The sequence below is a fragment of the Pantoea phytostimulans genome (assembly GCF_046118715.1).
Taxonomy (GTDB): Bacteria; Pseudomonadota; Gammaproteobacteria; order Enterobacterales; family Enterobacteriaceae; genus Pantoea; species Pantoea phytostimulans.
This window is the reverse complement of the sequence record NZ_CP173698.1, coordinates 2,270,781-2,294,654: the sequence shown is the minus strand read 5'-3', so window position 1 is coordinate 2,294,654 and position 23,874 is coordinate 2,270,781. Positions and strand designations below refer to the sequence as shown.

At 52.3% G+C, this 23,874-nt stretch carries 19 protein-coding genes; 15 read left to right on the top strand and 4 right to left on the bottom strand.

Going from position 1 to position 23,874, the window contains the following annotated elements; all coding sequences use genetic code 11:
- Window positions 1-3: 3 nt before the first annotated feature.
- From ACF2G4_RS10650 to ACF2G4_RS10640, 3 genes are all read left to right on the top strand, one after another.
- Window positions 4-321 carry a PTS sugar transporter subunit IIB gene (locus ACF2G4_RS10650; RefSeq protein ID WP_409074799.1) on the top strand — a complete coding sequence of 106 codons (318 nt, stop codon included), beginning with the start codon at window positions 4-6 and terminating at the stop codon, window positions 319-321.
- Window positions 322-416: 95 nt separating this feature from the next.
- Window positions 417-1,190, top strand: coding sequence for an FCD domain-containing protein (locus ACF2G4_RS10645; protein WP_243079102.1), 774 nt, complete (start codon window positions 417-419; stop codon window positions 1,188-1,190).
- Window positions 1,187-1,648, top strand: coding sequence for a GNAT family N-acetyltransferase (locus tag ACF2G4_RS10640; RefSeq protein WP_409074798.1), 462 nt, complete (start codon window positions 1,187-1,189; stop codon window positions 1,646-1,648). The genes ACF2G4_RS10645 and ACF2G4_RS10640 overlap by 4 nt, the downstream gene beginning before the upstream one ends.
- A 36-nt stretch (window positions 1,649-1,684) precedes the next feature.
- Here ACF2G4_RS10640 and ACF2G4_RS10635 read toward each other — a convergent pair whose 3' ends face one another.
- The 4 genes from ACF2G4_RS10635 to mutH form a co-directional block, all read right to left on the bottom strand.
- On the bottom strand, window positions 1,685-2,725 hold the full coding sequence (locus tag ACF2G4_RS10635) for an NADP(H)-dependent aldo-keto reductase (protein ID WP_215845713.1): 1,041 nt from the start codon (window positions 2,723-2,725) through the stop codon (window positions 1,685-1,687).
- A 141-nt stretch (window positions 2,726-2,866) separates the two neighbouring features.
- Window positions 2,867-3,085 (bottom strand): YgdI/YgdR family lipoprotein, encoded by a 219-nt coding sequence (locus ACF2G4_RS10630; protein ID WP_215845714.1) that lies wholly within the window; start codon window positions 3,083-3,085, stop codon window positions 2,867-2,869.
- Between the two features lie 118 nt (window positions 3,086-3,203).
- Window positions 3,204-3,914, bottom strand: coding sequence for a TerC family protein (locus ACF2G4_RS10625; protein ID WP_243079046.1), 711 nt, complete (start codon window positions 3,912-3,914; stop codon window positions 3,204-3,206).
- Window positions 3,915-4,015: 101 nt separating this feature from the next.
- Window positions 4,016-4,693 (bottom strand): DNA mismatch repair endonuclease MutH, encoded by a 678-nt coding sequence (gene mutH / locus ACF2G4_RS10620; protein ID WP_215845716.1) that lies wholly within the window; start codon window positions 4,691-4,693, stop codon window positions 4,016-4,018.
- A gap of 684 nt (window positions 4,694-5,377) precedes the next feature.
- On the opposite strand from mutH, the gene rppH reads away from it, so the two are divergent.
- The 12 genes from rppH (at window position 5,378) to recD (ending at window position 23,845) form a co-directional block, all read left to right on the top strand.
- Complete coding sequence (gene rppH / locus ACF2G4_RS10615) at window positions 5,378-5,905, top strand: RNA pyrophosphohydrolase (RefSeq protein ID WP_009087042.1); 528 nt, start codon at window positions 5,378-5,380, stop codon at window positions 5,903-5,905.
- 12 nt (window positions 5,906-5,917) lie between these two features.
- On the top strand, window positions 5,918-8,164 hold the full coding sequence (gene ptsP, locus ACF2G4_RS10610; RefSeq protein ID WP_215845717.1) for a phosphoenolpyruvate--protein phosphotransferase: 2,247 nt from the start codon (window positions 5,918-5,920) through the stop codon (window positions 8,162-8,164).
- A 119-nt stretch (window positions 8,165-8,283) separates the two neighbouring features.
- Window positions 8,284-9,165 carry a prolipoprotein diacylglyceryl transferase gene (gene lgt / locus ACF2G4_RS10605; RefSeq protein ID WP_243079103.1) on the top strand — a complete coding sequence of 294 codons (882 nt, stop codon included), beginning with the start codon at window positions 8,284-8,286 and terminating at the stop codon, window positions 9,163-9,165.
- Complete coding sequence (thyA, locus tag ACF2G4_RS10600; protein WP_409074797.1) at window positions 9,162-9,956, top strand: thymidylate synthase; 795 nt, start codon at window positions 9,162-9,164, stop codon at window positions 9,954-9,956. Before lgt ends, thyA begins: the two co-directional genes overlap by 4 nt.
- A 196-nt stretch (window positions 9,957-10,152) precedes the next feature.
- Window positions 10,153-10,623 carry a prepilin-type N-terminal cleavage/methylation domain-containing protein gene (locus ACF2G4_RS10595; protein WP_409074796.1) on the top strand — a complete coding sequence of 157 codons (471 nt, stop codon included), beginning with the start codon at window positions 10,153-10,155 and terminating at the stop codon, window positions 10,621-10,623.
- The gene (locus ACF2G4_RS10590; RefSeq protein WP_409074795.1) at window positions 10,620-11,147 is read left to right on the top strand and encodes a prepilin peptidase-dependent protein; all 528 of its coding nucleotides are present in this window, start codon (window positions 10,620-10,622) and stop codon (window positions 11,145-11,147) included. Before ACF2G4_RS10595 ends, ACF2G4_RS10590 begins: the two co-directional genes overlap by 4 nt.
- A complete protein-coding gene (locus tag ACF2G4_RS10585) occupies window positions 11,144-11,548 on the top strand; it encodes a DUF2509 family protein (protein ID WP_215845721.1) in 405 nt (134 codons plus the stop codon). Before ACF2G4_RS10590 ends, ACF2G4_RS10585 begins: the two co-directional genes overlap by 4 nt.
- Window positions 11,499-11,834 carry a prepilin-type N-terminal cleavage/methylation domain-containing protein gene (locus tag ACF2G4_RS10580; protein WP_243079048.1) on the top strand — a complete coding sequence of 112 codons (336 nt, stop codon included), beginning with the start codon at window positions 11,499-11,501 and terminating at the stop codon, window positions 11,832-11,834. Before ACF2G4_RS10585 ends, ACF2G4_RS10580 begins: the two co-directional genes overlap by 50 nt.
- Window positions 11,835-12,098: 264 nt before the next feature.
- Window positions 12,099-15,476: an exodeoxyribonuclease V subunit gamma gene (gene recC / locus ACF2G4_RS10575; protein WP_409074794.1), complete on the top strand. Its 3,378-nt coding sequence runs from the start codon at window positions 12,099-12,101 to the stop codon at window positions 15,474-15,476.
- Between the two features lie 103 nt (window positions 15,477-15,579).
- A complete protein-coding gene (gene ptrA, locus ACF2G4_RS10570) occupies window positions 15,580-18,471 on the top strand; it encodes a pitrilysin (protein WP_409074793.1) in 2,892 nt (963 codons plus the stop codon).
- Window positions 18,468-22,007 (top strand): exodeoxyribonuclease V subunit beta, encoded by a 3,540-nt coding sequence (recB, locus tag ACF2G4_RS10565; RefSeq protein ID WP_409074792.1) that lies wholly within the window; start codon window positions 18,468-18,470, stop codon window positions 22,005-22,007. Before ptrA ends, recB begins: the two co-directional genes overlap by 4 nt.
- On the top strand, window positions 22,004-23,845 hold the full coding sequence (gene recD / locus ACF2G4_RS10560) for an exodeoxyribonuclease V subunit alpha (RefSeq protein ID WP_215845724.1): 1,842 nt from the start codon (window positions 22,004-22,006) through the stop codon (window positions 23,843-23,845). The genes recB and recD overlap by 4 nt, the downstream gene beginning before the upstream one ends.
- The last annotated feature ends 29 nt before the right edge of the window (window positions 23,846-23,874 follow it).

Below are 23,874 nucleotides of genomic sequence, written 5' to 3'. Positions count from 1 at the left end.
ACGATGAAACGTATCGTATTGGCCTGCGCAGCAGGCATGTCGACCTCAATGGTGGTGTCGCGCATGGAAAAAGAAGCCACCGCGCGCGGTCTGGAATTTGAAATCTATGCGATTCCTGAACAGAACCTACGAGAAGAACTACAAAATTACGGTAATGAAGTGGTGGCGGTGCTGCTGGGACCGCAAGTGCGCTTCAAGCTGGAAGAGAACAAAAAGCTTACTGACAGCTACCAGTTACCGATTGCGGTGATTGATACCGTCGCTTATGGCACCCTAAACGGTGCAAAGGTACTCGATCAGGCGCTGGCTTTGATACACTGAGCCTCAGTTTGTGAGCCTTCTCGCAGGGTTCGCTGATATTGCCGCACAAGGGAGGCGGCGATATCCTCAGCGCATTGATTGTTAAGGGTGACAGCGTGGATAAAGCCGTAGCGCCACAAGAAAAAAAACAGTATCAGGAAATTGGTCAGCATTTGCGTCAGCAAATCAGTGAAGGTCATTATCCCGTGGGATCGCGCTTGCCGCCCGAGCGTCAGCTGGCCGAAACCTGGGGCGTTAGCCGCACCATCGTCCGTGAAGCCTTGCTGATGTTGGAGCTGGAGGGCACCGTTGATATCCGCCAAAGTTCCGGCGTGTATGTGATGCGCATTCCCTCCGCCAGCGATGACGAAGAAGAGGCTTTTTTCCGCAGTGATGTCGGCCCCTTTGAAATGTTGCAGGCACGGCAACTGCTGGAAAGTAACATTGCTGCCTTTGCCGCCAAAATGGCCACCAAAGCGGATATTGAAAACCTGCGTCGCACATTGGAACAAGAGCAACGCGCTATCGCCGCCAACGACAGCAGCCAGGATAATGACAAGCTGTTTCATCTGCTGCTGGCGGGGGCCAGTCAAAATCAGATGCTGCTCGATACCGTAACCAGCATCTGGCGCCATCACGATAGCAGCCCGCTGTGGCAACAACTGCGCCCGCAATTCGAAACCCGCGCTTACCGTCTAAAATGGCTTGGCGATCACCAAACCATTCTTGCTGCGCTGCGCCGTCGTGACGTGATGGGTTCCTGGCAGGCAACCTGGCAACATCTGGAAAATGTGAAAAACACTTTGCTGGAGCTCTCTGATGCCGATGCGCCAGACTTCGATGGTTTTCTGTTTGAATCAGTGCCGATTTTTCAAGGGAAGCTAATGTGATAGAAATCCTGCCACTCAGCGCAGTGCCGCATTTTGCTGAACAGATTATTGAGTGGCAATGGCGCGCATTCGGTGAAGAGAACAGTCGGGATTTTTTTGCCAGCATTGTCGCCAGCAGCATGACGGGCGCAGAGTTTCCCATCACTTTCGTGGCGGTTGAGGCGGGAAAAGCGCTGGGTACGGCGGGGTTCTGGCGTTGCGATTTGATCAGTCGGCAAGATCTGTTTCCCTGGCTGGCAGCGTTGTATGTGGATGAACACGCACGCGGCAAAGGGTTAAGTGCAGCGTTACAACAACATGTCATTGAGTTCGCGCAGGCACGTGGCTATCCGCATTTATGGTTGTGGTCCACTTTTGGTAACTATTACGAACGCTTTGGCTGGATACCCGCGGGCGACGCGCTGGAATATCCGAATAAATCGGTGCGGCTATATACCCGCGCTTTGACTGGAGAATGAATTGCCAGCCACGAAGCCGCAGCTGGCAAATAAGCCTTACGGTGCCGGATAAGTATAGCGGCGATGAATTATTTCTAACTCTTCTAACACGTCGGTACTCAGCGTCAGGTTGAAGCTGTCGATGTTGGTTTTCAACTGATCCAACGTAGTGGCCCCCAACAAGGTACTGGCCACAAATGGCTGCTGACGCACGTAAGCCAGCGCCATTTGGGAAGGATCCAGCTGGTGCTTTTTCGCCAGTTCCACATATTCCGCAATCGCTTTTTCTGACTGCTCGCTGCTGTAGCGCGTAAAGCGGCTAAACAGCGTATTACGTGCGCCTGCCGGTTTAGCACCGTTGAGGTATTTACCGCTCAATGTCCCGAACGCCAGGCTGGAGTAAGCCAAAAGCTCCACGCCTTCATGCTGGCTGATTTCCGCCAAACCCACTTCAAAACTGCGGTTCAGCAAACTGTACGGGTTTTGTATGGAAACGATACGTGGCAGCTCATGCTTTTCAGCCAGTTGCAGATAGCGCATCACGCCCCATGCCGTTTCGTTTGAAACCCCGATATAACGAATTTTACCGGCGCGCACCTGCTCCGTTAAAGCTTCAAGCGTCTCAAGCAGCGTTACCGATGCGGTGTTGTCGCTGTAGTGATAGCCGAGTTTGCCAAAATAGTTGGTTTGGCGCTGCGGCCAGTGCAGTTGATAAAGATCGAGGTAATCGGTATTCAGGCGTTTCAGGCTGGCTTCCAGCGCTTCACGGATGTTTTTACGATCCAGCGCCATGTTCGGACGAATCGACGCATCATTGCCACGCGAAGGACCCGAAACTTTACTGGCCAGAATGATTTTGTCACGGCTGCCACGCTTTTTCAGCCAGCTGCCAATGTAGCTTTCGGTTAAACCCTGAGTTTCCGGGCGCGGCGGCACCGGGTACATCTCGGCGGTATCAATTAAGTTGATGCCGGAACTAACCGCCAAATCCAGCTGAGCATGGGCGTCGGCTTCGCTGTTTTGCTCACCAAACGTCATAGTTCCCAATCCCAACTGACTCACTTCCAGCGTGCTGTGGGGGATACGGTGATAATGCATTGCCGGCTTCCTTTTTCTTTATGGAATGGAATGTTGTGTCCTCAAGGACTATAGCGCGAGCAACAGCGGGGAAGGAAGGGGGGAAATTCGGGGAAATTGCCTGCCAGCGGGGAATTTGCGGCAGGCTACGTAATTTCGCACTTAACGCTCAATGATGGTCGAGACCTCATCACCGTTAATCTGCATATCATGTCCTGACTGATCGGTGTATTGCACCAGCCCGGTTTCTTTATCAATGGCCGGTTTGCCTTCGGTCATGATCATTCGACCATCTTTCGTCGCCATCACATAATCTGAACTGCATCCGCTTAATGTCGCTGCGGTTACCACCAAAAATAGTACGCCAACCAACCCTTTCATCACTCTTCGTCCTCACGCTAAATCAACAGCAAACAGTGTAGTAATAAATTGTTTTGCTGGCTGGGTTAATCGCATGAATCCGAAAAGCATTGGGCGAGCATGCTCGCCCTTGACAACGTTACGCCGTTTTTTTCTTGCTGCGCAATAAGTTCAGGCACTCTACCGCGATGGCAAAGAACATGGCGAAATAGATGTAACCTTTTGGTACATCGATGGCAAATCCTTCCAAAATCAGAGTAAAGCCCACCAAGAGTAGGAAGGAGAGTGCCAATATTTTTACCGAAGGATGTCGCGCCACAAACTCGCCAATAGTGCGCGCAGCAAACATCATCAGCAGCACAGAAATCACGACGGCGGCCATCATAATGAACAGATGATCGGAAAGGCCCACCGCGGTAATAACAGAATCAAGGCTCAAAATGATGTCAAGCATCATGATTTGTACAATCGCGCCAAAAAAGGAGTGCACATTTGTTTGCTGTTCTTCTTCACCACCTTCAATGGTTTCGTGAATCTCCTTGCTGGATTTCCACAGCAGAAACAGGCCACCAAACAATAAGATCAGATCACGCGCCGAGAAGGCGTGATTCATTATGCTGAAGAGGGGATGGGTGAGTTTTATGACCCAAGCGATACACGCAAGCAACAGCAGGCGCATCACCATGGCACCCACTAAACCGAGGCGACGTGCGCTGGCTTGCTGATGTTGGGGCAGTTTTGCAACAACTAAAGAGAGAAAAATGATGTTATCAATTCCCAACACCACTTCCAAAATGGTCAAAGTTCCCAGAGCCAGCCAGGCATTGGGATCGGCAATCCACTCAAACATGCGTACATTCAATCCTAAACGAAAAGTAAACGGTAATTATACGCAATCACTTCAGGTGGCTCTTCGCCAAAATGTAACATTTCACTGGTTGGAACAGCACATTAAAGCAAAAAGTGGCGGGCCAGCAGCGGGCCGGTAAAACTTTTCTTGAGATAAAATCCACGCGGTAATGTCAGGATGGGTTGGCCGTGATCGCCAATGCCTTCGGTCAACGCTTTGCTGTTAGCTGCCTTAGGACGTATTTGTAGCCAGGCACCGTGACGTGCTGTGATGCGTTCGACCTGACCCAGCACAATCATATCCATCAATTCTTCCCAATCCTGACGCAGCATTTCATCTTCGTCAGGACTTGGGCTCCACAGTAGCGGAGCACCGACACGTCGTTCACTTAAGGGAATAGTCCGTTCGCCTTCAACTGGAATCCACAATACCCGCGCCAGCTTATGACGCACATGGCTGGTTAGCCAGGTGACACCGCTGTTACCGGTAAGCGGTGCCACACAGACAAAAGTGGTTTCCAGCGGTTTGCCAGATGCATCAATGGGGATGGTTTTCAATTCGATACCAAGGTGAGCAAAATCCTGCTCCGCTTTACTTCCCGCGCTTGCTCCCAGATGTCTCTCCAATAGCATGCCAACCCATCCTTTGTCGCGCTTGAGGTTAGCGGGCATTGGCAAGTCTGCTTTTGCAGCAAGCGTTTCCAGCGTTAAACCGGCCAATCCCTGGGCGCGTTTCAACAAGGTCGCTTCGTCTTCAGGTGGTCCGGGAAGATGATTCATGTTAATAACTCGAATTGGTTAAAAAATGAGCAATTTTCCGTGGCGGTTTCTTTTCCACAAAAATTAGCTGCATTGGGTGCGCATAATAGCATGATAGATCGTGCTTTTTTGCTGCCCTCTATTTCTCCGTCTCAGGCTGCACGAAAGGTTATCCCAACTTGCTACCAACAATGAACAGGATCACAACCCTACTTATCCACAGAAAAATGGGATAACACCCTTTTAAAGCAAGCACTGGTTCCATTTACAGCCTTGACTTCTGGTTTTGTTAACAGATTTTGACCGGTTTGGCCTAAGGTTAAGCACTTATCTGTGGATAAAAAGGTATGCGGTGGATCTTTCACCAATTGTAAGAATTGACGGTTTTTACCCTGTAAATTTAAGGTGGATAAAGGGGGTTGTGACTTACTTTTTATTTATATATCAAATAAATGAGTGTTTTTTTAAGTGGGTGAGATAAGAATCGTCTCAACATGTTATTCAGTTAACTCCCGCGTTCTGCACAAAGCTATCCACAGAAAAGGTGAATAAGATCCTTTTTTCGACCCTTAATTGTTTATAACTTGGGGTCACGCTGTGAGTTATCCCTGTGTTATTCCGTTTCACCCCGCTAATCCAGTGGTTTACCGTCTGTAAGGAGTGTGAAACAATCAGGCTATTCAAATTTAGCTTTGAGGTAGTCCGGTGATCGATGATGATGGCTACCGCCCGAATGTTGGTATCGTAATTTGTAACAGGCAGGGACAAGTATTATGGGCCAGGCGCTTTGGACAGCACTCCTGGCAATTTCCTCAGGGAGGCATCAATCCTGGTGAAACCGCTGAACAGGCGATGTATCGCGAACTGTTCGAAGAAGTGGGGTTACACCGTAAAGATGTTCGAATACTTGCATCTACCCGTAACTGGTTGCGCTACAAGTTGCCAAAACGTTTGGTGCGTTGGGACACAAAGCCGGTATGTATCGGCCAGAAACAAAAGTGGTTTCTTCTGCAGTTGATGTGTAATGACGCGGATATTAATGTGCAACACAGCAGCACGCCGGAATTCGATGGTTGGCGCTGGGTGAGCTTTTGGTATCCGGTGCGTCAGGTTGTCTCCTTTAAGCGCGATGTTTATCGCCGCGTAATGAAGGAATTCGCTGGCGTGGTGATGTCTATGCAGGAGAGTGCAGGGCAGCGAAATAATCCTGCCCATCGACGTAAGAGAGGATAGGCCACGCCCTTTATGCTCACTCAGTTGCGCGAAATAGTAGAAAAAGTGGCGAGTGCACCGCGTCTGAATGAAGCACTCGACATTCTGGTCAATGAGATCTGTTTGGCGATGCAAACGGAAGTCTGTTCCGTTTACCTCGCCGATCACGATCGTCGCTGCTATTACATGATGGCTACGCGCGGACTCAAAAAACCGCGTGGCCTCACGGTGAAACTGGCTTTTGACGAAGGCATCGTTGGGCTGGTTGGCCGCTTAGCCGAACCGATCAACCTCGCGGATGCGCAAAGCCATCCCAGCTTCAAATTTATCCCCTCGGTAAAAGAAGAGCGCTATCGCTCTTTCCTCGGCGTACCGATTATCAGTCGTCGTCAGCTGCTTGGCGTGTTGGTCGTACAGCAGCGCGAACATCGTCAGTTCGACGAAAGCGAAGAATCTTTCCTTGTCACGCTAGCCACGCAAATGGCAGCGCTGCTGTCGCAGTCACAGCTGGGCCAGCTGTTTGGTCAATTTCGCCAAACACGGATCAAAGCGATTGCCGCTGCGCCCGGCGTCGCCGTAGCGCCTGGTTGGGTGGATGAAACCCAGCCGCTGCTTGATCAAGTTTCTGCTGCCTCGACATTAGATACGCAGCGGGAACGCGAGCGCTTATCGCTGGCGATGAGTGAAGCCGCCAACGAATTCCGCCGTTTCAGTAAGCGCTTTAGCGCCAGCGTGCAAAAAGAGAGCGCCGCGATTTTCGATCTCTATTCGCATCTGTTGACCGATGCGCGGCTGAAAAAGGATCTCTTTGACGAGATTGAACGCGGTTCGGTCGCTGAGTGGGCCGTTAAAACGGTAATCGAGAAGTTCGCTGAGCAGTTCGCCAGTTTAACCGACAGCTATTTGCGCGAGCGGGCAGGCGATCTGCGCGTGTTAGGCCAACGATTGCTGTTTCACCTTGATGATTCATTGATTGGCGCCAATGCCTGGCCGGAACGTTTTGTATTGGTCGCGGATGAACTCACTGCAACGACGTTAGCTGAACTGCCGCAGGAGCGTATCGCTGGCGTAGTCGTACGTGATGGCGCGGCCAATTCTCACGCCGCCATATTGACGCGCGCGATGGGCATTCCAACGGTCATGGGCGCGGATATCCAACCGCATCAGCTCAATAAGCGTTTGCTGATCGTTGATGGCTATCGCGGCGAAATATTGATTGATCCTGAACCGGTGCTGGTGCAGGAATACCAACGCCTAATCAGCGAAGAAAACGCGCTGAGCAAGATGGCCGAAGGTGGCGTTGATCAGCCCGGTGAAATGAAAAGCGGCGAACGCGTGCAGGTCATGCTCAACGCCGGTTTAAGCGCCGAGCATGAACAAGCACTAGGCAGCTGGGTTGATGGCATTGGTCTGTATCGCACCGAAATTCCGTTTATGTTGCAAAACGGCTTCCCTTCTGAAGAAGAGCAGGTCGCGCAATATCAAGGCATGTTGCAGCTGTTCCACAATAAACCCGTGACGCTGCGCACGTTGGACGTTGGCGCCGATAAACAGCTGCCATACATGCCCATCAGCGAAGAGAACCCTTGCCTCGGCTGGCGCGGAATTCGCCTGACGCTCGATCAGCCCGAAATCTTCCTGGTGCAGGTGCGGGCGATGCTGCGTGCCAACGCGGCGTCCGGTAATTTAAGTATCTTGCTGCCGATGATTAGCCATATCGACGAAATCGACGACGCAAAGCGCCTGATTGAGCGCGCCGGTCGTGAAGTCGAAGAGATGTTGGGTTACACCATTCCGAAACCGCGCATTGGTATCATGATTGAAGTGCCGTCGATGCTGTTTATGATTCCGCATCTGGCATCGCGTGTCGATTTCGTCTCTGTTGGTACCAATGATCTCACGCAATACCTGCTAGCGGTTGATCGCAATAATACCCGCGTCGCGAACCTTTATGATTCCTTGCATCCAGCGATGCTGCGAGCGCTGCAGACTATCGCGCAGGAAGCCCATTTAGCGAAGCTGGAGCTCTGCCTGTGTGGTGAAATGGCTGGCGATCCGATGTGCGTTGCGCTGCTGGTCGGGTTGGGTTATCACCATCTCAGCATGAACGGTAAAAATGTACCGCGAGTGAAGTATCTGCTGCGCCATCTTGATTATGAAGAAGTGCAGAAGCTGAGTGAGCAAGGATTGAAAGCGCATACCGCAACTGAGGTACGTCATTTGGTCTCAGCATTTATGGAGCGGCGTGGATTAGGTGGTCTGATCCGTGGCGGTCGCTGACCGATAATCCCGTTTACATTTGTGCGCCAATTCGCAAAACCGGCTGTGCTATTATGCGCAGCCTTTACTTTATGTGCCTGTCGCCCGCTTTTTAAGGGCTGAAAAATGAACGGTGAATGATGAATAACGGCTATATCGCATTTCCTCAATTTGATCCGGTGATCTTCTCGATCGGACCAGTTTCGCTTCACTGGTACGGTTTGATGTATCTGGTCGGTTTTATTTTCGCCATGTGGCTGGCGGTGCGTCGCGCCAATAAGCCAGGCAGCGGTTGGAAAAAAGAGGAAGTGGAAAACCTGCTCTATGCGGGTTTCCTGGGTGTGTTCCTCGGTGGCCGTATCGGTTACGTCTTGTTTTATAACCTGCCACTGTTTCTGGAAAATCCCCTTTATCTGTTTAAGGTCTGGGACGGCGGCATGTCGTTCCATGGCGGTTTGATTGGCGTTATCGTCGTGATGCTGTGGTTTGCGCGTCGTACTAAGCGCACTTTCTTCCAGGTTTCAGATTTTATTGCTCCGCTGATTCCTTTTGGATTGGGCGCAGGCCGTCTGGGTAACTTTATCAACGGTGAGTTGTGGGGACGTGTCGATCCCAGTTTCCCACTCGCGATGCTGTTCCCGGGTTCACGCAGCGAAGATGTCGCGCTGGCCGCAACCAACCCGCAATATCAGGCGCTGCTGAATACTTACGGCGTGCTGCCGCGTCATCCCTCGCAGCTTTACGAACTGATTCTTGAAGGCGTGGTGTTGTTCATCATCCTCAACCTGTTTATTCGCAAGCCGCGCCCGATGGGCAGCGTGTCTGGCTTGTTCCTGATCGGCTATGGTGCATTCCGCATTATTGTGGAGTTTTTCCGCCAGCCCGATTCACAGCTTGGCCTGTTCGACGGCGGCATCAGCATGGGGCAAATTCTCTCCATACCGATGATTGTCGCCGGGATTATTATGATGATTTGGGCGTATCGCCGTCGTCCACAGCAACAATTTCGTGAGGAAAAATGAAACAGTATCTGGACCTAATGCAACATGTGCTGAATGAAGGCACGCCGAAAGCTGACCGTACCGGCACCGGCACGTTATCAATTTTTGGTCACCAGATGCGTTTCAATCTGCAAGAAGGTTTTCCGCTGGTGACCACCAAAAAGTGTCATCTGCGTTCTATCATTCATGAACTGTTGTGGTTTCTGCAGGGTGATACCAACATTGGCTACCTTAAAGAAAACAAGGTCTCTATTTGGGATGAGTGGGCTGACGAGAAGGGCGATTTAGGCCCTGTTTACGGTAAACAATGGCGCAGTTGGGGAACGGCTAAAGGTGAAGAGATTGATCAAATCACCAAGGTTGTTGAACAACTGAAAAGCGATCCCGATTCGCGTCGTATTATCGTTTCAGCGTGGAATGTTGGTGAGCTGGATCAAATGGCGCTGGCACCCTGCCATGCGTTTTTCCAGTTTTATGTGGCAGACGGCAAGCTCTCCTGCCAGCTGTATCAACGCTCTTGCGATATCTTCCTCGGCCTGCCGTTTAACATCGCCAGCTATGCGTTGTTGGTGCACATGGTGGCGCAGCAGTGCGATCTGGAAGTGGGTGATTTCGTTTGGACCGGTGGCGATACGCACCTGTATAGCAATCATCTGGAGCAGGCGCGTCTGCAGTTAACCCGCGAACCGCGTCCGCTGCCAAAGCTGGTAATTAAGCGTAAACCTGCTTCGCTGTTTGATTATCAGTTCGATGATTTCGAGATTGAAGGTTACGATCCGCATCCTGCAATTAAAGCGCCGGTCGCTATCTAAACGTTAATCTTCAAGATTCAAGCCTCGGCGTTGTTGACCACGCCGGGGCTTTTTTTATGGTTTTACTGCGCATTTTTTCGAGCTCGCTCGCAGCGCGATGTCCCGCGTTGTAATCCCCTCGCTGAGGTTGAGAAACCTCATCCAGAACTCGACAGACACCCTTGTTGGACGGGTTAACAGCGAGCAAGCTGCCGCCATGAAAACAAAAATCCCCTACGGTTTTACACTGCCTGAACTGCTGTTTGTTATGGTGATCGCGGGCATTCTCAGCATTGGCGCATTGCAGGGCTGGCAACGTTGGCAGCAGCGCCAGCAATTACGTGACACTGCACAGCAGTTGCAGGGCTTTTTGCTGCGCTTGAGAGCGCAGGCCAACTGGCAGAACCGCAACCTGATTTTGTGGTCGCAAACGGCGATCCCTTGGTGCATTGGCAGCGGAGCCAGGCAACCCGAAGGCTGCGTTATGGGCAAGCGACTGCACTTCATCGTGCCTGACAACGGCGTAAAACTGATGGAGGTTCGCGGTGAGCCTGGTTTTTATGGCCGACGTAATGTGGCGAAGGCCGGCAGCATCGAAATCGGCAATGAAGCGGGTCGGTTGCGGCTCATCATTTCAGCCAGAGCCCGTATTCGCGTGTGTCAGGCTGGTGAAGAGGGGTGTGAATGAAGATGGCCGGATTCAGCCTGCTTGAGATGCTCATCGCCATGGCAATTAGCGCGGTAATGATGATCAGTGCCGGGCGGTTTCTGCCGCTGCTGCTGGGAGAAAATCTAAAGTTGCAGCAGCGAGTCCAGCTTCGGCAGGAGCTAATGCAAATGATCTCAACGCTGGAAAAAGCAGTGCGGCGTGCCGGTTATTGCAACGGCGAGTGCAGCGGCAATGGAATCAAGATCTCCAGCAATTGCTTGTTAGTACGTTGGGATGAGAACAGCAACGGTAAATGGGAGGCGATTAACCACAGTGAAAGCGATTATTACGGCTATCGTCTGCGGCAGAATCAGCTTGAAATGCAACGTGGTGTTGATGCCTGCAATGGCAACGGCTGGGAACGAATTTCCGATCCCGCTTTTCTTACTGTGGAAACATTCAGCGTGGCGCAGGAAGGTAGGCTGATCAAAGTATTGCTGCAGGGCCGCGCCGGTCCCTGGCTTGAAACACGCGAAAGCTGGATTGAGGGCGAAAACTTGTGAATCAACGCGGCAATAGTGCTCTGGGCATGGTGCTGATGATTCTACTCATGGGAAGTATCACGCTGCATGCCAGCCGCGAAATGTTAGGGCAGGGGATGGGGCTGGTGGCAGATGAGCAGCATTTCATTCAGGATTTCTGGCGTGCTCAGTCTGCACTGCAATGGGGTATGACGCTGAACTGGCCCGCCACGAAAGCGTTGCATTGCCAACAGGAGACCAACAACGGTTGGCGTAGCTGTATTATGCGAGGTGAAAATGGAGATGTCCTGCTCAAAGGTGAAGGCAGCGGCAGCGAGCTGGCGCTCTGGCATTGGGTATCGGCGCAGGAAAATCACATCAAGGCGCTACCGCATGGCTGGATTGATTATTGCCCGCTATCGAAACCTGAACTCTGTCCGTAATGCGGGTGGCTTCAGCCTGCCAGAAGCGTTATTTGCTCTGCTGTTAATGGCATTAAGCAGCAGCGCGCTGTTGCAGTATCATCGGGCATTAAGCCTCGGTTTTAGCCAGCAGTGGCAGCAGCGTGAAGCCTGGCGCGTTGCCGGACAACGTTTGATTGGGCGAGAAACAACAGGATGGCAAAGCAGCTTACAGCGCAGCGGTGGACCAAACGGTTGTACGCTGGAGCGCGCTGAAGTCAGCGGACCGCATCAGCGTTCTGCAACCTTGTCACGGCTACGTTGTTAATCCAGTTAATATAGCGGTGATACTTCAAGCTACCCGCGCGTTGGCTGCGCTTGCCGTGACGCCGCCCACCTATCTGAGCCAGCTTCCGACGATAAGCGAGCTTACCCTCTTTCTGCAGCTCGCATTATTTAGGGTATCAGCAAGCAAATTGCCCCTTTTTATGGGCATCAATCCCGATACGCGGTAGAGTTATCCCGCCGCATTTGATGCGCTATTCGTACAGCACAACAGCAGTAATGCCTCGTTCCATCACCAGGAGTTTTCATGTTTCACGTTTATCACTCTAATCAGCTTGATGTTCTTAAGATTTTGGCGGCTGCGGTGATTAAACATGATCCTCTTGATGATCCTTTTGCTTCAGAGATGGTGCTGGTGCAAAGCCCGGGTATGGCGCAGTGGCTGCAAATGGAACTGGCGCAAACCTTTGGTATTGCGGCTAACATCGAATTCCCACTGCCAGCCAGCTTCATCTGGGAAATGTTTGTTTGCGTGCTGCCGGACATTCCGGTTGAAAGCGCTTTCAGCAAAGCCAGCATGAGCTGGAAGCTTATGCACCGTTTGCCGGTGTTATTGCAGCAGGATGAGTTTCTCTCGCTGCGGCACTACCTCACCGATGACGCCGATAAGCGTAAATTATTCCAGCTCAGTTCACGCGTAGCGGACCTGTTTGACCAGTATCTGGTGTATCGCGCCGACTGGCTTAACCGCTGGGAACGTGGCGAAATGATTGAGGGATTAGGCGAGGCGCAGCAGTGGCAGGCAGCATTGTGGCGCGATTTGGTCGTCTATACGGACGCATTGGGCCAGCCGAAATGGCATCGTGCTAATCTCTATGCACGTTTTATTCAGACGCTGGAAACGGCCCAAAGTACGCCGGAAAATTTGCCAAAGCGCGTATTTATTTGCGGCATCTCGGCGTTGCCGCCGGTTTATCTTCAAGCGTTACAGGCGCTAAGCCGCCACGTCGATATTCATTTGCTGTTCACCAATCCATGTCGCGATTATTGGGGCGACATTCAGGATTATGCCTTTCTGGCAAAGCTGCAAAGCCGTCAGCGTCGTCGATATGATGCCGATGAGGCGCGTGGTTTATTCCGCGATGCGGCACAAGCACCGGCGCTGTTCAACGCCTCGGGCGAACAGCAGCTTACCAATCCGCTTTTGGCATCGTGGGGCAAGCTTGGCCGCGATAATCTTTTTCTGCTTAGCCAGATGGAATCAAACGACGACATTGATGCCTTTGTCGATGTTGAACAAGACAATGTACTGCACTGCATACAGCACGATCTTCTTAACCTGCAAGACAATGCCATTATTGGTTTGAATGCTGAGGAACTGGCCTACAGCGGTAATAAACGCTGCCTTGAGGCTGATGACCGTTCTATTTCGATACAGGTGTGTCACAGCGCTCAGCGAGAAGTGGAAGTGTTACAGGATCATTTGTTGTCGCTGATGGAGGCTGATCCGCATCTCAAAGCGCGTGACATCATTGTGATGGTGGCGGACATCGACAGCTATGCGCCCTTCATCCAGGCGGTGTTTGCGAATGCACCGGCGGAACGTTATCTGCCGTTTGCTATTTCTGACCGCCGCGCCAGTCAGGCGCACCCGTCGATTGTCGCTTTCCTTCATTTACTGGCACTTCCCGACAGCCGCTTTGTTTCAGAAGATATTCTGGCGCTGCTGGATGTCCCCGCGCTGGCTAACCATTTTTCCATTGATGAAAGCGGATTACGGCTGTTGCGCCGTTGGGTTAGCGAGTCGGGCGTACGCTGGGGGCTGGATGATGCCAGTGTTGAAGCGCTTTCGCTGCCCATCACCGGTCAACATACCTGGCGCTTTGGTTTGCAACGCATGTTATTGGGCTATGCCATGGAGAGTCATAATGGCGACTGGGAAGGCATACTGCCCTATGACGAATCCAGCGGGCTGGTGGGTGAACTGGCAGGGCATCTGGCCGAATTGCTGGCGCGACTGAATCACTGGCGCGAAATACTGGCGCAATCCCGTCCGTTAGATGAATGGTTGCCGCTGTGCCGTGAAATGATTAATGCCTTTTTCAGTGCGGATGCAGAAGCCGAAGCGGCATTGCTGTTGGTTGAAGAGCAGTGGAAGCAATTGATCGAGTATGGGATGAGTGCACGTTTTGATGAGGCGATTCCCGTGACGCTGCTGCGCGATGATCTGCGTGGACGCCTTGATCAACAACGGATTAGCCAGCGCTTTTTGGCGGGTCCAATTAATTTTTGTACGCTGATGCCAATGCGATCAATCCCCTTCAAAGTGGTTTGTTTGTTGGGAATGAATGATGGCGTTTATCCACGAACATTGGCACCGCTGGGTTTTGACCTGATGCAGCAGCAGTCGCGTAAAGGCGACCGCAGCCGACGTGACGACGACCGTTACCTGTTTCTTGAGGCGATGATTTCGGCTCAGCACCAGCTTTACATCAGCTACATTGGTCGGGCAATCCAGGATAATACGGAACGCTATCCCTCCGTGCTGGTCACAGAACTGTTGGAATATATCGGGCAAAGTTTTTATCTCGACGGCGATGAAGAGTGTGAGTTAGATGAGAGCGCCGAACGCGTGCGTGCACATCTGGAACATCTTCATACCCGGATGCCTTTCGCGGCAGAAAACTTTCAGCCCGATTCTCGCAGCCAGAGCTTTGCCCGTGAGTGGCTGCCCGCCGCTTTGGGTGAGGGTCAGCCCCAGCCAGACTTTGTTAAACCTTTGGATGTACCAACGCTGGAGTCACTGACGCTGGATGCCTTTTTACGTTTCTGGCGTCATCCGGTTCGGGCATGGTTTCATCAGCGACTGGGCGTAAATTTCTGGTTGGAAGATAGCGAGTTGCCGGATACCGAGCCGTTTGCGCTCGACAACCTGGAGCGCTATCAAATCAACGCTGAATTACTGAATGCGCTGGTTGAAGGTGACGATACCGAGCGACTTTATGCGCATCATCGCGCTGCGGGTAATCTGCCTTACGGCGCGTTTGGCGAACTGTTCTGGCAAGCGCAGCGTGAGGAGATGCAGGAAGTGGCGGCAGAAGTTTCCTCCCAGCGTAGCGACGGAGAAAACTGGGAGATAACGCTGCAACCTGGAAATGTTCCCTTAACCGGTTGGCTGACGCAGGTGCAAAGCGATGGTCTGTTGCGCTGGCGCCCTGGCGTGCTCAATATGAACGATGGTTTGTTATTGTGGTTGGAGCACTTGGTCTACTGCGCATTGGGCGGAACAGGCACTAGCCGGATGTATGGACGTAATCACAGTCGCTGGCGTTTCCCCGCCATTGCCGCAGACGCCGCGTTAGAAGCGTTGGCGCATTACGTTGAAGGTTTCCGCCACGGCATGAGTCAGCCGTTGATGTTGCTTAACAAAAGCGGAGGCGCCTGGTTAGAGGCAAGCTACGACAAAAAAAGCCAGCAGTTGATGACGGACGAAGCCACGCAACTTAAAGCCCGTAACCGGTTACTGCAAGCGTGGGTGGGCGGTTATCAAGTCGAGGGAGAAGGTGGTGATCCTTATTTGCAACGCCTGTGTCGGGTATTAGATGAGACACAGTTACAACAAATAACTGAGGCCGCAACACAGTGGTATCTGCCCGTGTTGCAGGCGCATCAGGATGATGATTAGCAGGTCAGAGAGCGCATGCGCTTAATGGCAAAACAGTAAGTTTGCTGTACTTCAGCTATGCGTGTTTGGCGCGCTAGCTTCTTGGGTAAAGTAAGGGGTTTACATGCGTACACACGCACGCTGGATAGCAGCGCTTCTGTTGAGCTTTGCGGCTTTGCAAGCATTAGCACAGACAGAATCGGGCTGGCAGCCAATCAATGACACCATTCATAAAAGTGAGCACGATCCGCGTCAGTATCAAGCGATAACGCTCGACAATGGCATGACCGTTTTACTGGTTTCAGATAACGAAGCCCCAAAATCGCTGGCGGCATTGACCTTACCCATTGGTTCTTTGGATGATCCCAATCAGCAATTGGGTTTAGCCCACTACCTTGAGCATATGGTCTTGATGGGGTCAAAACGCTATCCCCAGCCTGATAACCTTGCTGAGTTTCTTAAGAAACACGGGGGCAGCCACAACGCCAGTACTGCGTCCTATCGCACCGCTTTTTACCTGGAAGTTGAAAACGATTCGCTTGAGCCAGCGGTGGATCGCCTGGCGGATGCGGTGGCTGAGCCGTTGCTCGATCCCGTGAATGCCGATCGCGAGCGGCACGCGGTCAATGCGGAACTGACCATGGCGCGTTCGCGTGATGGATTGCGCATGGCACAGGTCGGGGCAGAAACCCTGAATCCGGCGCACCCGAGTTCGCGCTTTTCCGGCGGTAACCTTGAGACACTGAAAGATAAGCCGGACAGCAAACTGCATCAAACGCTGACGGATTTCTATCATACCCACTATTCTGCCAACCTGATGAAGGCAGTGATTTACAGCAATAAACCGCTGACGGAAATGGCAGCGATTGCAGCCAAAACGTTTGGGCGTGTAACCAATCACAATGCCACCGTTCCAGCGATTAATATGCCGGTGGTCACTGATGCGCAGCAAGGCATCGTCATTCACTACGTGCCTGCGCAGCCGCGTAAACAGCTTAAAATTGAATTTCGCATCCCGAATAACAGCGAACGTTTCCGAAGCAAAACGGACACGCTGATCAGTTATTTACTGAGCAATCGCAGCAAAAATACCTTAACAGACTGGCTGCAAAAACAAGGGTTAGCTGACGGCGTTAACGCAGGTGCAGATCCAATGACTGACCGTAATAGCGGCGTGTTTGCGATTACTGTGTCGTTAACCGACAAAGGTTTGGCGCAGCGTGACGAAGTGGTGGCGGCTATTTTTAGCTACCTTAATATGCTGCGTGAGCAGGGCGTTGATAAACGCTACTTCGACGAAGTGTCACATGTGCTGGCGCTGGATTTCCGCTACCCCTCAATTACGCGTGACATGGATTACATTGAGTGGCTGGCCGATACCATGTTGCGTGTGCCGATAGAGCACACATTAGATGCACCTTATTTAGCCGATCAATTTGATCAAGCTGCGATCAAATCACGCCTTGATGAGATGACGCCAGAGAAAGCACGCATCTGGTACATCAGCCCGCAGGAGCCGCATAACAAGCAAGCCTATTTTGTGAATGCGCCTTATCAGGTGGATCACATTGATAAGCAAACATTTGACAACTGGCAGCAGCGCGCCAGCAAAATTCAGCTCTCACTGCCGACTCTTAATCCTTATATTCCCGATGATTTCGCCTTAATTACGCCTACTGACAAGGCTTACAGCCATCCGGTGAAGCTGGAAAATGATTACGGCATGCGGATTTACTGGATGCCGAGCCAGTTTTACGCCAGTGAACCCAAAGCCACCATCACCCTGGCGCTGCGCAATAAGCAATCTATTAGCGATGCCCGGCAACAAGTGCTATTCGGTTTGAACGACTATCTTTCCAGCCTGGCGTTGGATGAGTTGAGCTCGCAGGCTTCCGTCGGCGGCATTAGCTTCTCTACTGGCGAAGATGATGGTTTGGTGTTTAGCGCCAGCGGCTTTACTCAGCGCTTACCCACATTGCTGAAGAAGCTGGTGGAAGGCTATTCAACCTTCCAGCCAACGGCGCAGGAACTTGAGCAGGCAAAATCCTGGTATCTGGAGCGCCTGGAAGCGGCAGAGAAAGGCAAAGCGTTTGAGCAGGCGATTCAGCCGATGCAGATGCTGTCGCAGTTGCCTTATACTCAACGCGAAACGCGTCGTAAATTGGTCAGCGCGATTACGTTAAAAGATGTAGTGACCTATCGCGACAAGTTGATCCGAAATGCCAGACCCGAAATGTTGGTAGTGGGTAATTTGAGTGCAGACAGCGTGACGCAGCTAGGCCGCGATCTAAAACAGCAGATGCAAAATGATGGTACGCATTACTGGCACAGCAAATATGTGGCATTTGAAAAACCGATCAAAGCTAACCTGCAACAAACAGGCAGCAGCACCGATTCAGCCTTGGCAGCGCTCTATATACCGCTGGGTTACGGCGAATATCAGAGTATGGCTAACAGCTCAATGTTGAGCCAAATTGTTCAGCCGTGGTTCTATAACCAACTGCGTACCGAAGAACAACTCGGTTACGCCGTTTTTGCCTTTCAAATGCCGGTAGGACGCCAGTGGGGAATCGGATTCTTACTGCAAAGTAACAGCAAACAGCCCGCCTATTTGCTGCAGCGTTATCAGGCTTTCTACCCGCAGGCAGAGCGGCGGCTGCGCGAGATGAATAAGGCCGATTTTTCTCAGTATCAACAGGCAATGATTAACGAACTGAAGCAGCGACCACAAACGCTGGACGAGGAAGCCACACGTTATAGCCGTGACTTCGATCGCCAGAACTACGCATTTGATACACGTCAAAAAGTCATAGAGCAGATCCAGCTGATCACGGCTTCCAGCCTTGCGGACTTTTTCCATCAAGCGGTAGTCCGTAAAAATGGCATGGCGATGACATCGCAAATTGCAGGTAGCGGCGTCGGTAAAATGGAGTTTGCTCAGCTGCCAGCGTGGAAAACCTGGAATGAAGTTGCGAAATTGCAGCAATCGCTGCCGGTGAAGAGTGAGACCCAATGACGCAGTCACGCCCCGAATCATTGAATCCACTGACGCTGCCGCTACGAGGCGAGCGGCTGATTGAGGCGTCAGCGGGAACCGGAAAAACGTTTACCATTGGATTACTCTATCTGCGCTTGTTGCTGGGCTTGGGTGAAGAAAATGCATACAGCCGCCCGCTCTCAGTAGAAGAAATATTGGTGGTGACGTTTACCGAGGCCGCCACGGCTGAGCTGCGTGGGCGTATCCGCGATAACATCCATCAGCTGCGACTGGCATGTGTGCGCGGCAAAAGCAGTAATCCCATGCTGCAAACGCTGCTGGGGCAGATCCCCGATTTGCCCCAAGCCGCCTCACAGCTATTGGCGGCCGAACGGCAAATGGACGAAGCGGCCATTTTTACTATTCACGGCTTTTGCCAGCGCATGCTTAATTTAAATGCCTTTGAGTCAGGCATGCTGTTTGAGCAGGAGTTGATTGAAGATGAACAGGCACTACTGAAACAGTCGACTGCCGATTTCTGGCGTCGCCACTGTTATCCTTTGTCGCTTGATGTTGCGCGCGTTATCGCGGCTGAATGGAGCGGTCCAGACAACTTGTTGCTCACGCTGCGTCCGTGGTTGCAGGGTGAATCGCCCAGGCTTAAGCGGCCGCCAACAGCCGAAGAGACGCTGGCAACCCGTCATGCCAGAAATCAGGCGCGCATAGCGGAAATCAAGCAGCGATGGCAGGCGCTGAGCAGTGAAGTCGAAAGCATCATCACGCAATCAGGTGTTGATAAACGCAGCTACAGCAGCAAACATCTGCCTAATTGGATCAGCAAAGTAACGCAGTGGGCGGGCAGTGAAACGCTGGATTACCAATTGCCCAAAGAGCTTGAGCGTTTCGGGCAACAGGTGCTTTTTGAAAAAACCAAGAAAGGTGAAGCGCCGCAGCATCCGCTTTTCGAGGCGATAGATGCGTTTCTCGCGGAGCCTCTGTCGCTGCGTGATGTCATCATTTCTCGGGCATTGATTGAAGTGCGTGATGCTGTGCAGCGCGAAAAGCGTTTGCGTGCATTGCTGGGTTTCGACGACCTGTTGAGCAAGCTGGATGAGGCACTGCAGCAACCCGGCGGTGTTTTATTGGCTGAAACTATTCGCGCCCGTTTTCCCGTGGCGCTGATCGATGAATTTCAGGACACCGATCCGCAGCAATATCGCATTTTCCGCGCACTTTATATTAATCAACCTGAGCAGGCGTTACTGCTGATAGGCGATCCCAAGCAGGCCATTTACGCTTTCCGTGGCGCAGATATTTTTACTTATCTGCGCGCACGAAACGAGGTTAGTGCTCACTATACGCTTGATACCAACTGGCGCTCATCGCCGGAAATGGTCGATGCCGTTAACCGGTTGTTTTCGCAACTGGAAGCCCCGTTTCTGTTTTCAGCAATTCCTTTTTTACCGGTTAATCCCGCCCCGTCGAATCAGGCGTTGAAACTGCTATTCGACGAGCAGCTACAACCGGCGCTGCGCTTTTGGCTTCAGCCGGGTGAAGGTGTTGGCGTCAGCGATTACCAACAGTTTATGGCGCAGCAGTGCGCCTCTGATATCAGCCGTTGGCTGCTTGCTGGGCAGCAAGGTCGCGCGCTGCTAGGTAAAGGAGAGACGCTGCGCAAGGTGCAAGCCTCTGACATCACCGTGCTGGTGCGCAGCCGTAACGAAGCAAATCTGATTCGCGATGCGCTGAATGCGTTATCGATTCCTTCGGTCTACCTTTCCAGTCGCGACAGCGTGTACACCACGCCTGAAGCGCGTGAACTGCTGTGGTTACTGCAAGCTGTACAAGCGCCTGAACAGGAACGACTGTTACGCAGCGCACTGGCGACCTCTATCTTTGCGATTGATGCCGCTACGCTCGACGCGTTCAGTCAGAACGAGCGTGACTGGGATGCACTGGTTGAGCAGTTTGCCGCATGGCAACAGCTGTGGCATCAGCGCGGCATTTTGCCGATGCTTCGTGATGTGATGATCAAGCGTCAGCTGGCAGAAAACATGCTGGCTTCTGACAATGGTGAGCGCAGGCTAACGGATTTAATGCACCTTGGCGAACTGTTGCAGGAAGCGGCGATTCAACTCGACAGCCCGCATGCGCTGGTGCGTTTTCTCGCACAGCAGATTGCGCGGCCTAACAGCCAGGCGGCGAATCAGCAGCTGCGTCTGGAAAGTGATCGACATCTGGTACAGATTGTCACTATCCATAAGTCCAAAGGGTTGCAATATCCGTTGGTCTGGCTGCCCTTTGCCGCCGGATTCCGTGAAGCAGCCAGCGCGCTTTATCACGATCGCGAAAGCTTTGCCGCGTTACTGGACGTGCAGGGCGATGAGCAGAGTATGGCGCTGGCAGAGGAAGAGCGGTTGGCAGAAGATCTACGCCTGCTTTATGTGGCGCTAACGCGATCGGTTCACCATTGCAGCATTGGCATTGCGCCGCTGATTAAAGGTACGCGTAAAAAAGAAGGTGACAGCGATCTGCATAAAAGCGCATTGGGCTATCTGGTGCAGCGCGGCGAAGCAGCGGATTCTACGCAGTTAAGTCAGCAGCTGCAGGCATTAAATGGCGCAGGTATTGAGGTGGTCGCAGGCGAGTTACAAGCTGGCGAAGCCTGGCAAGAGGGTCTGGCTGCCGATGAAGCGCTAAGCAGCCGCAATGTGACGCGAGGACTCGCCGATGGCTGGCGCGTGACCAGCTATTCAGGATTACAGCAGCACAGCAGTTCACCGTTACTGGATGTCATGCCAAGTTTTGATATTGATGCGGCGGGTGAAGAAGGCAGTGATGAAGAGATGACGCTGACGCCACATCACTTCCCACGCGGCGCAGCACCGGGTACCTTTTTGCATGGCTTATTCGAATCCATCGACTTTGCCGAAACACCCGATGATATCTGGCTGGAAGATCAGTTGCTGCAAAGCGGCTATTCGCTGGACTGGCTGCCAGTGGTTAAAGCGTGGATAACGCGCGTTCTGCATACGCCACTTAATGCTGATGGCGTGATGCTGAGTAAAATCAGCATGAATCAACGGCTGATTGAGATGGAGTTTTACCTGCCTATCAGCAACCTGCTCACCGCCACGGATCTGGATGCGCTACTACGTCGTCACGATGATTTATCGCAACGTGCGCCGGCGCTCGATTTTCGACAGGTACAAGGTATGTTGAAGGGGTTTATCGATCTGGTTTTCCGCTGGCAGGGTAAATATTACCTGTTGGATTACAAATCTAACTGGCTGGGTAACAGTCATGTCGATTATACGCCGCAGGCAATGGAACAGGCCATGATCGATCACCGCTACGATTTGCAGTATCAGCTTTATACGCTGGCGCTGCATCGCTACCTTCAGCATCGTCTGCGCGATTACGATTATCAGCGCGATTTTGGTGGGGTATTTTATCTGTTTCTGCGCGGCATGGATGGCACTTCACCAGACAATGGTATTTTTTTCACCCGTCCCAGCGAAGCATTTGTTGAAGAGATCGACATGTTATTTGGCAAGACCGAGGAGATGTCATGAGTGAAATGATGTCACTTTTAATGCAGGCGATGGAAAAGCGTCTGTTGCGTCCTTTAGATATCCAGTTTGCCCGGCTGCTGGCCGATGAATCGCAACCCGCTTTATTACTGGCGGCAGCTTGCGTGAGTGCAGAGGCAGGAGAAGGGCATGTCTGCTTGCCGCTGGAAAACCTGAGTGAGGCGCGACTGTTTGCCGGACGCCAGCCCGCGTTGGCGCAGGCATTGTGGCAAGCGGCGGGCGCACCTGAAAACTGGACAGAACGTTTAGCCGGTTGGTCAGCGTTGAGCGACGGTAGCCTCGTCACACCCTTGGTGCTGAATAATCAGCGACTTTATCTGCATCGTTTGTGGCAGAGCGAAGGAGAGATCGCGACCTTCTTCTCACTTCAGGATCACAGCGCTAAGTTTGATGCGCATAAAGCCAGCGAAGTGCTTAATCACTTATTCGGTAACGAACCGGATAACTGGCAAAAAATTGCTGCGGCCGTCGCGCTTACGCGAAAAACCGCGGTGATTTCAGGTGGGCCCGGCACCGGTAAAACCACCACGGTAGCAAAATTATTGGCGGCGATGATTCGCCTGAATGATGGCGCGTTACGCATCCAGCTCGCGGCACCTACCGGGAAAGCTGCGGCGCGCTTGACGGAGTCGCTGGGTAAAGCGTTGCAGGGTTTGTCCGTTAGCGAAGAGGAGCGGGCACGTTTCCCCGCCGAAGCCACCACGTTACATCGCCTGTTAGGCGCGCAGCCCGACACGCAGCGTTTGCGTTATCACGCCAGTAATCGCCTGCATCTCGACGTGCTGGTGGTGGATGAAGCGTCGATGGTTGACCTTTCGATGATGGCGAAATTGATTTCAGCGCTGCCTGCGCATGCTCGCGTTATTTTCCTAGGCGATCGCGATCAGTTGGCTTCAGTCGAAGCGGGCGCTGTGCTGGGCGATATTTGTCGCTGTAGCGAAAGCGGTTACAGCTTAGCGCGTGCGGAACAGTTGGCGTTGCTAACCGGCTGCTCGCTGGAAGGGTTAGATCATCATCAAGCGCCTGTAGTACGCGACAGCATTTGCCTGCTGAAAAAGAGCTATCGCTTTGATGCGACGTCAGGCATTGGTCAGCTGGCAAGTGCCATAAATCTGGGCGACACGCGCCAGGTTGAAAAGGTGTTTGCTGCTGCATTTAACGATATTCACTATCAATCGCTCGACAGCGGCGAAGCCTATCAGCTGATGTTGGACGACGTGGCGCAAGGTTATCGCCCCTTCCTGAAACTGATTAAGCAAAACGCGCCGCCTGCGGAGATCATCACTGCATTTGGTCGTTATCAACTGCTGTGTGCATTACGCGAAGGGCCTTTTGGCGTGCAGGGTTTGAATCAGCGTGTTGAGCAGCGATTAATGCAGCTGCAACGCATTCGTCGTCCCGGCATGGGCAGCCGCTGGTATTTGGGCCGTCCGGTGATGATTACCCGTAATGACAGCGCGCTTGGGCTGTTTAATGGCGATATTGGGATTACGCTGCGAGATGCAGAGGGCCAGCTAAAAGTCTTTTTCCCGCTGCCGGATGGCTCGATCAAAGCTGTTCAGCCGAGTCGTTTGCCTTCGCATGAAACAGCTTGGGTGATGACAGTGCATAAATCCCAAGGATCGGAATTTGATCACACGGCATTTGTCATGCCAGCCCAATTCTTGCCGGTATTAACCCGCGAGCTGGTTTACACCGCGATCACGCGCGCGCGTAATAAGCTAACGCTTTACAGCGATCTTGGCGTTTTTCAGCGGGCGGTTGCGCTGCAAACTCAGCGACGCAGTGGATTGGTTGAACGTCTGGCTGAATTAGGTTAGTTACAGCCGGTCAGGAGAGAAAGAGGCGG

Bases quoted from the DNA above. Each gene is read 5' to 3' on its own strand.
- recC (WP_409074794.1), top strand. From the start codon at position 12,099: ATGTTTCACGTTTATCACTCTAATCAGCTTGATGTTCTTAAGATTTTG.
- ACF2G4_RS10635 (WP_215845713.1), bottom strand. From the start codon at position 2,725: ATGCATTATCACCGTATCCCCCACAGCACGCTGGAAGTGAGTCAGTTG.
- ptrA (WP_409074793.1), top strand. From the start codon at position 15,580: ATGCGTACACACGCACGCTGGATAGCAGCGCTTCTGTTGAGCTTTGCG.
- recD (WP_215845724.1), top strand. From the start codon at position 22,004: ATGAGTGAAATGATGTCACTTTTAATGCAGGCGATGGAAAAGCGTCTG.
- thyA (WP_409074797.1), top strand. From the start codon at position 9,162: ATGAAACAGTATCTGGACCTAATGCAACATGTGCTGAATGAAGGCACG.
- recB (WP_409074792.1), top strand. From the start codon at position 18,468: ATGACGCAGTCACGCCCCGAATCATTGAATCCACTGACGCTGCCGCTA.
- mutH (WP_215845716.1), bottom strand. From the start codon at position 4,693: ATGAATCATCTTCCCGGACCACCTGAAGACGAAGCGACCTTGTTGAAA.
- ACF2G4_RS10625 (WP_243079046.1), bottom strand. From the start codon at position 3,914: ATGTTTGAGTGGATTGCCGATCCCAATGCCTGGCTGGCTCTGGGAACT.
- lgt (WP_243079103.1), top strand. From the start codon at position 8,284: ATGAATAACGGCTATATCGCATTTCCTCAATTTGATCCGGTGATCTTC.
- ACF2G4_RS10580 (WP_243079048.1), top strand. From the start codon at position 11,499: ATGGCTGGATTGATTATTGCCCGCTATCGAAACCTGAACTCTGTCCGT.
- ACF2G4_RS10650 (WP_409074799.1), top strand. From the start codon at position 4: ATGAAACGTATCGTATTGGCCTGCGCAGCAGGCATGTCGACCTCAATG.
- ACF2G4_RS10590 (WP_409074795.1), top strand. From the start codon at position 10,620: ATGAAGATGGCCGGATTCAGCCTGCTTGAGATGCTCATCGCCATGGCA.
- ACF2G4_RS10595 (WP_409074796.1), top strand. From the start codon at position 10,153: ATGAAAACAAAAATCCCCTACGGTTTTACACTGCCTGAACTGCTGTTT.
- ptsP (WP_215845717.1), top strand. From the start codon at position 5,918: ATGCTCACTCAGTTGCGCGAAATAGTAGAAAAAGTGGCGAGTGCACCG.
- ACF2G4_RS10630 (WP_215845714.1), bottom strand. From the start codon at position 3,085: ATGAAAGGGTTGGTTGGCGTACTATTTTTGGTGGTAACCGCAGCGACA.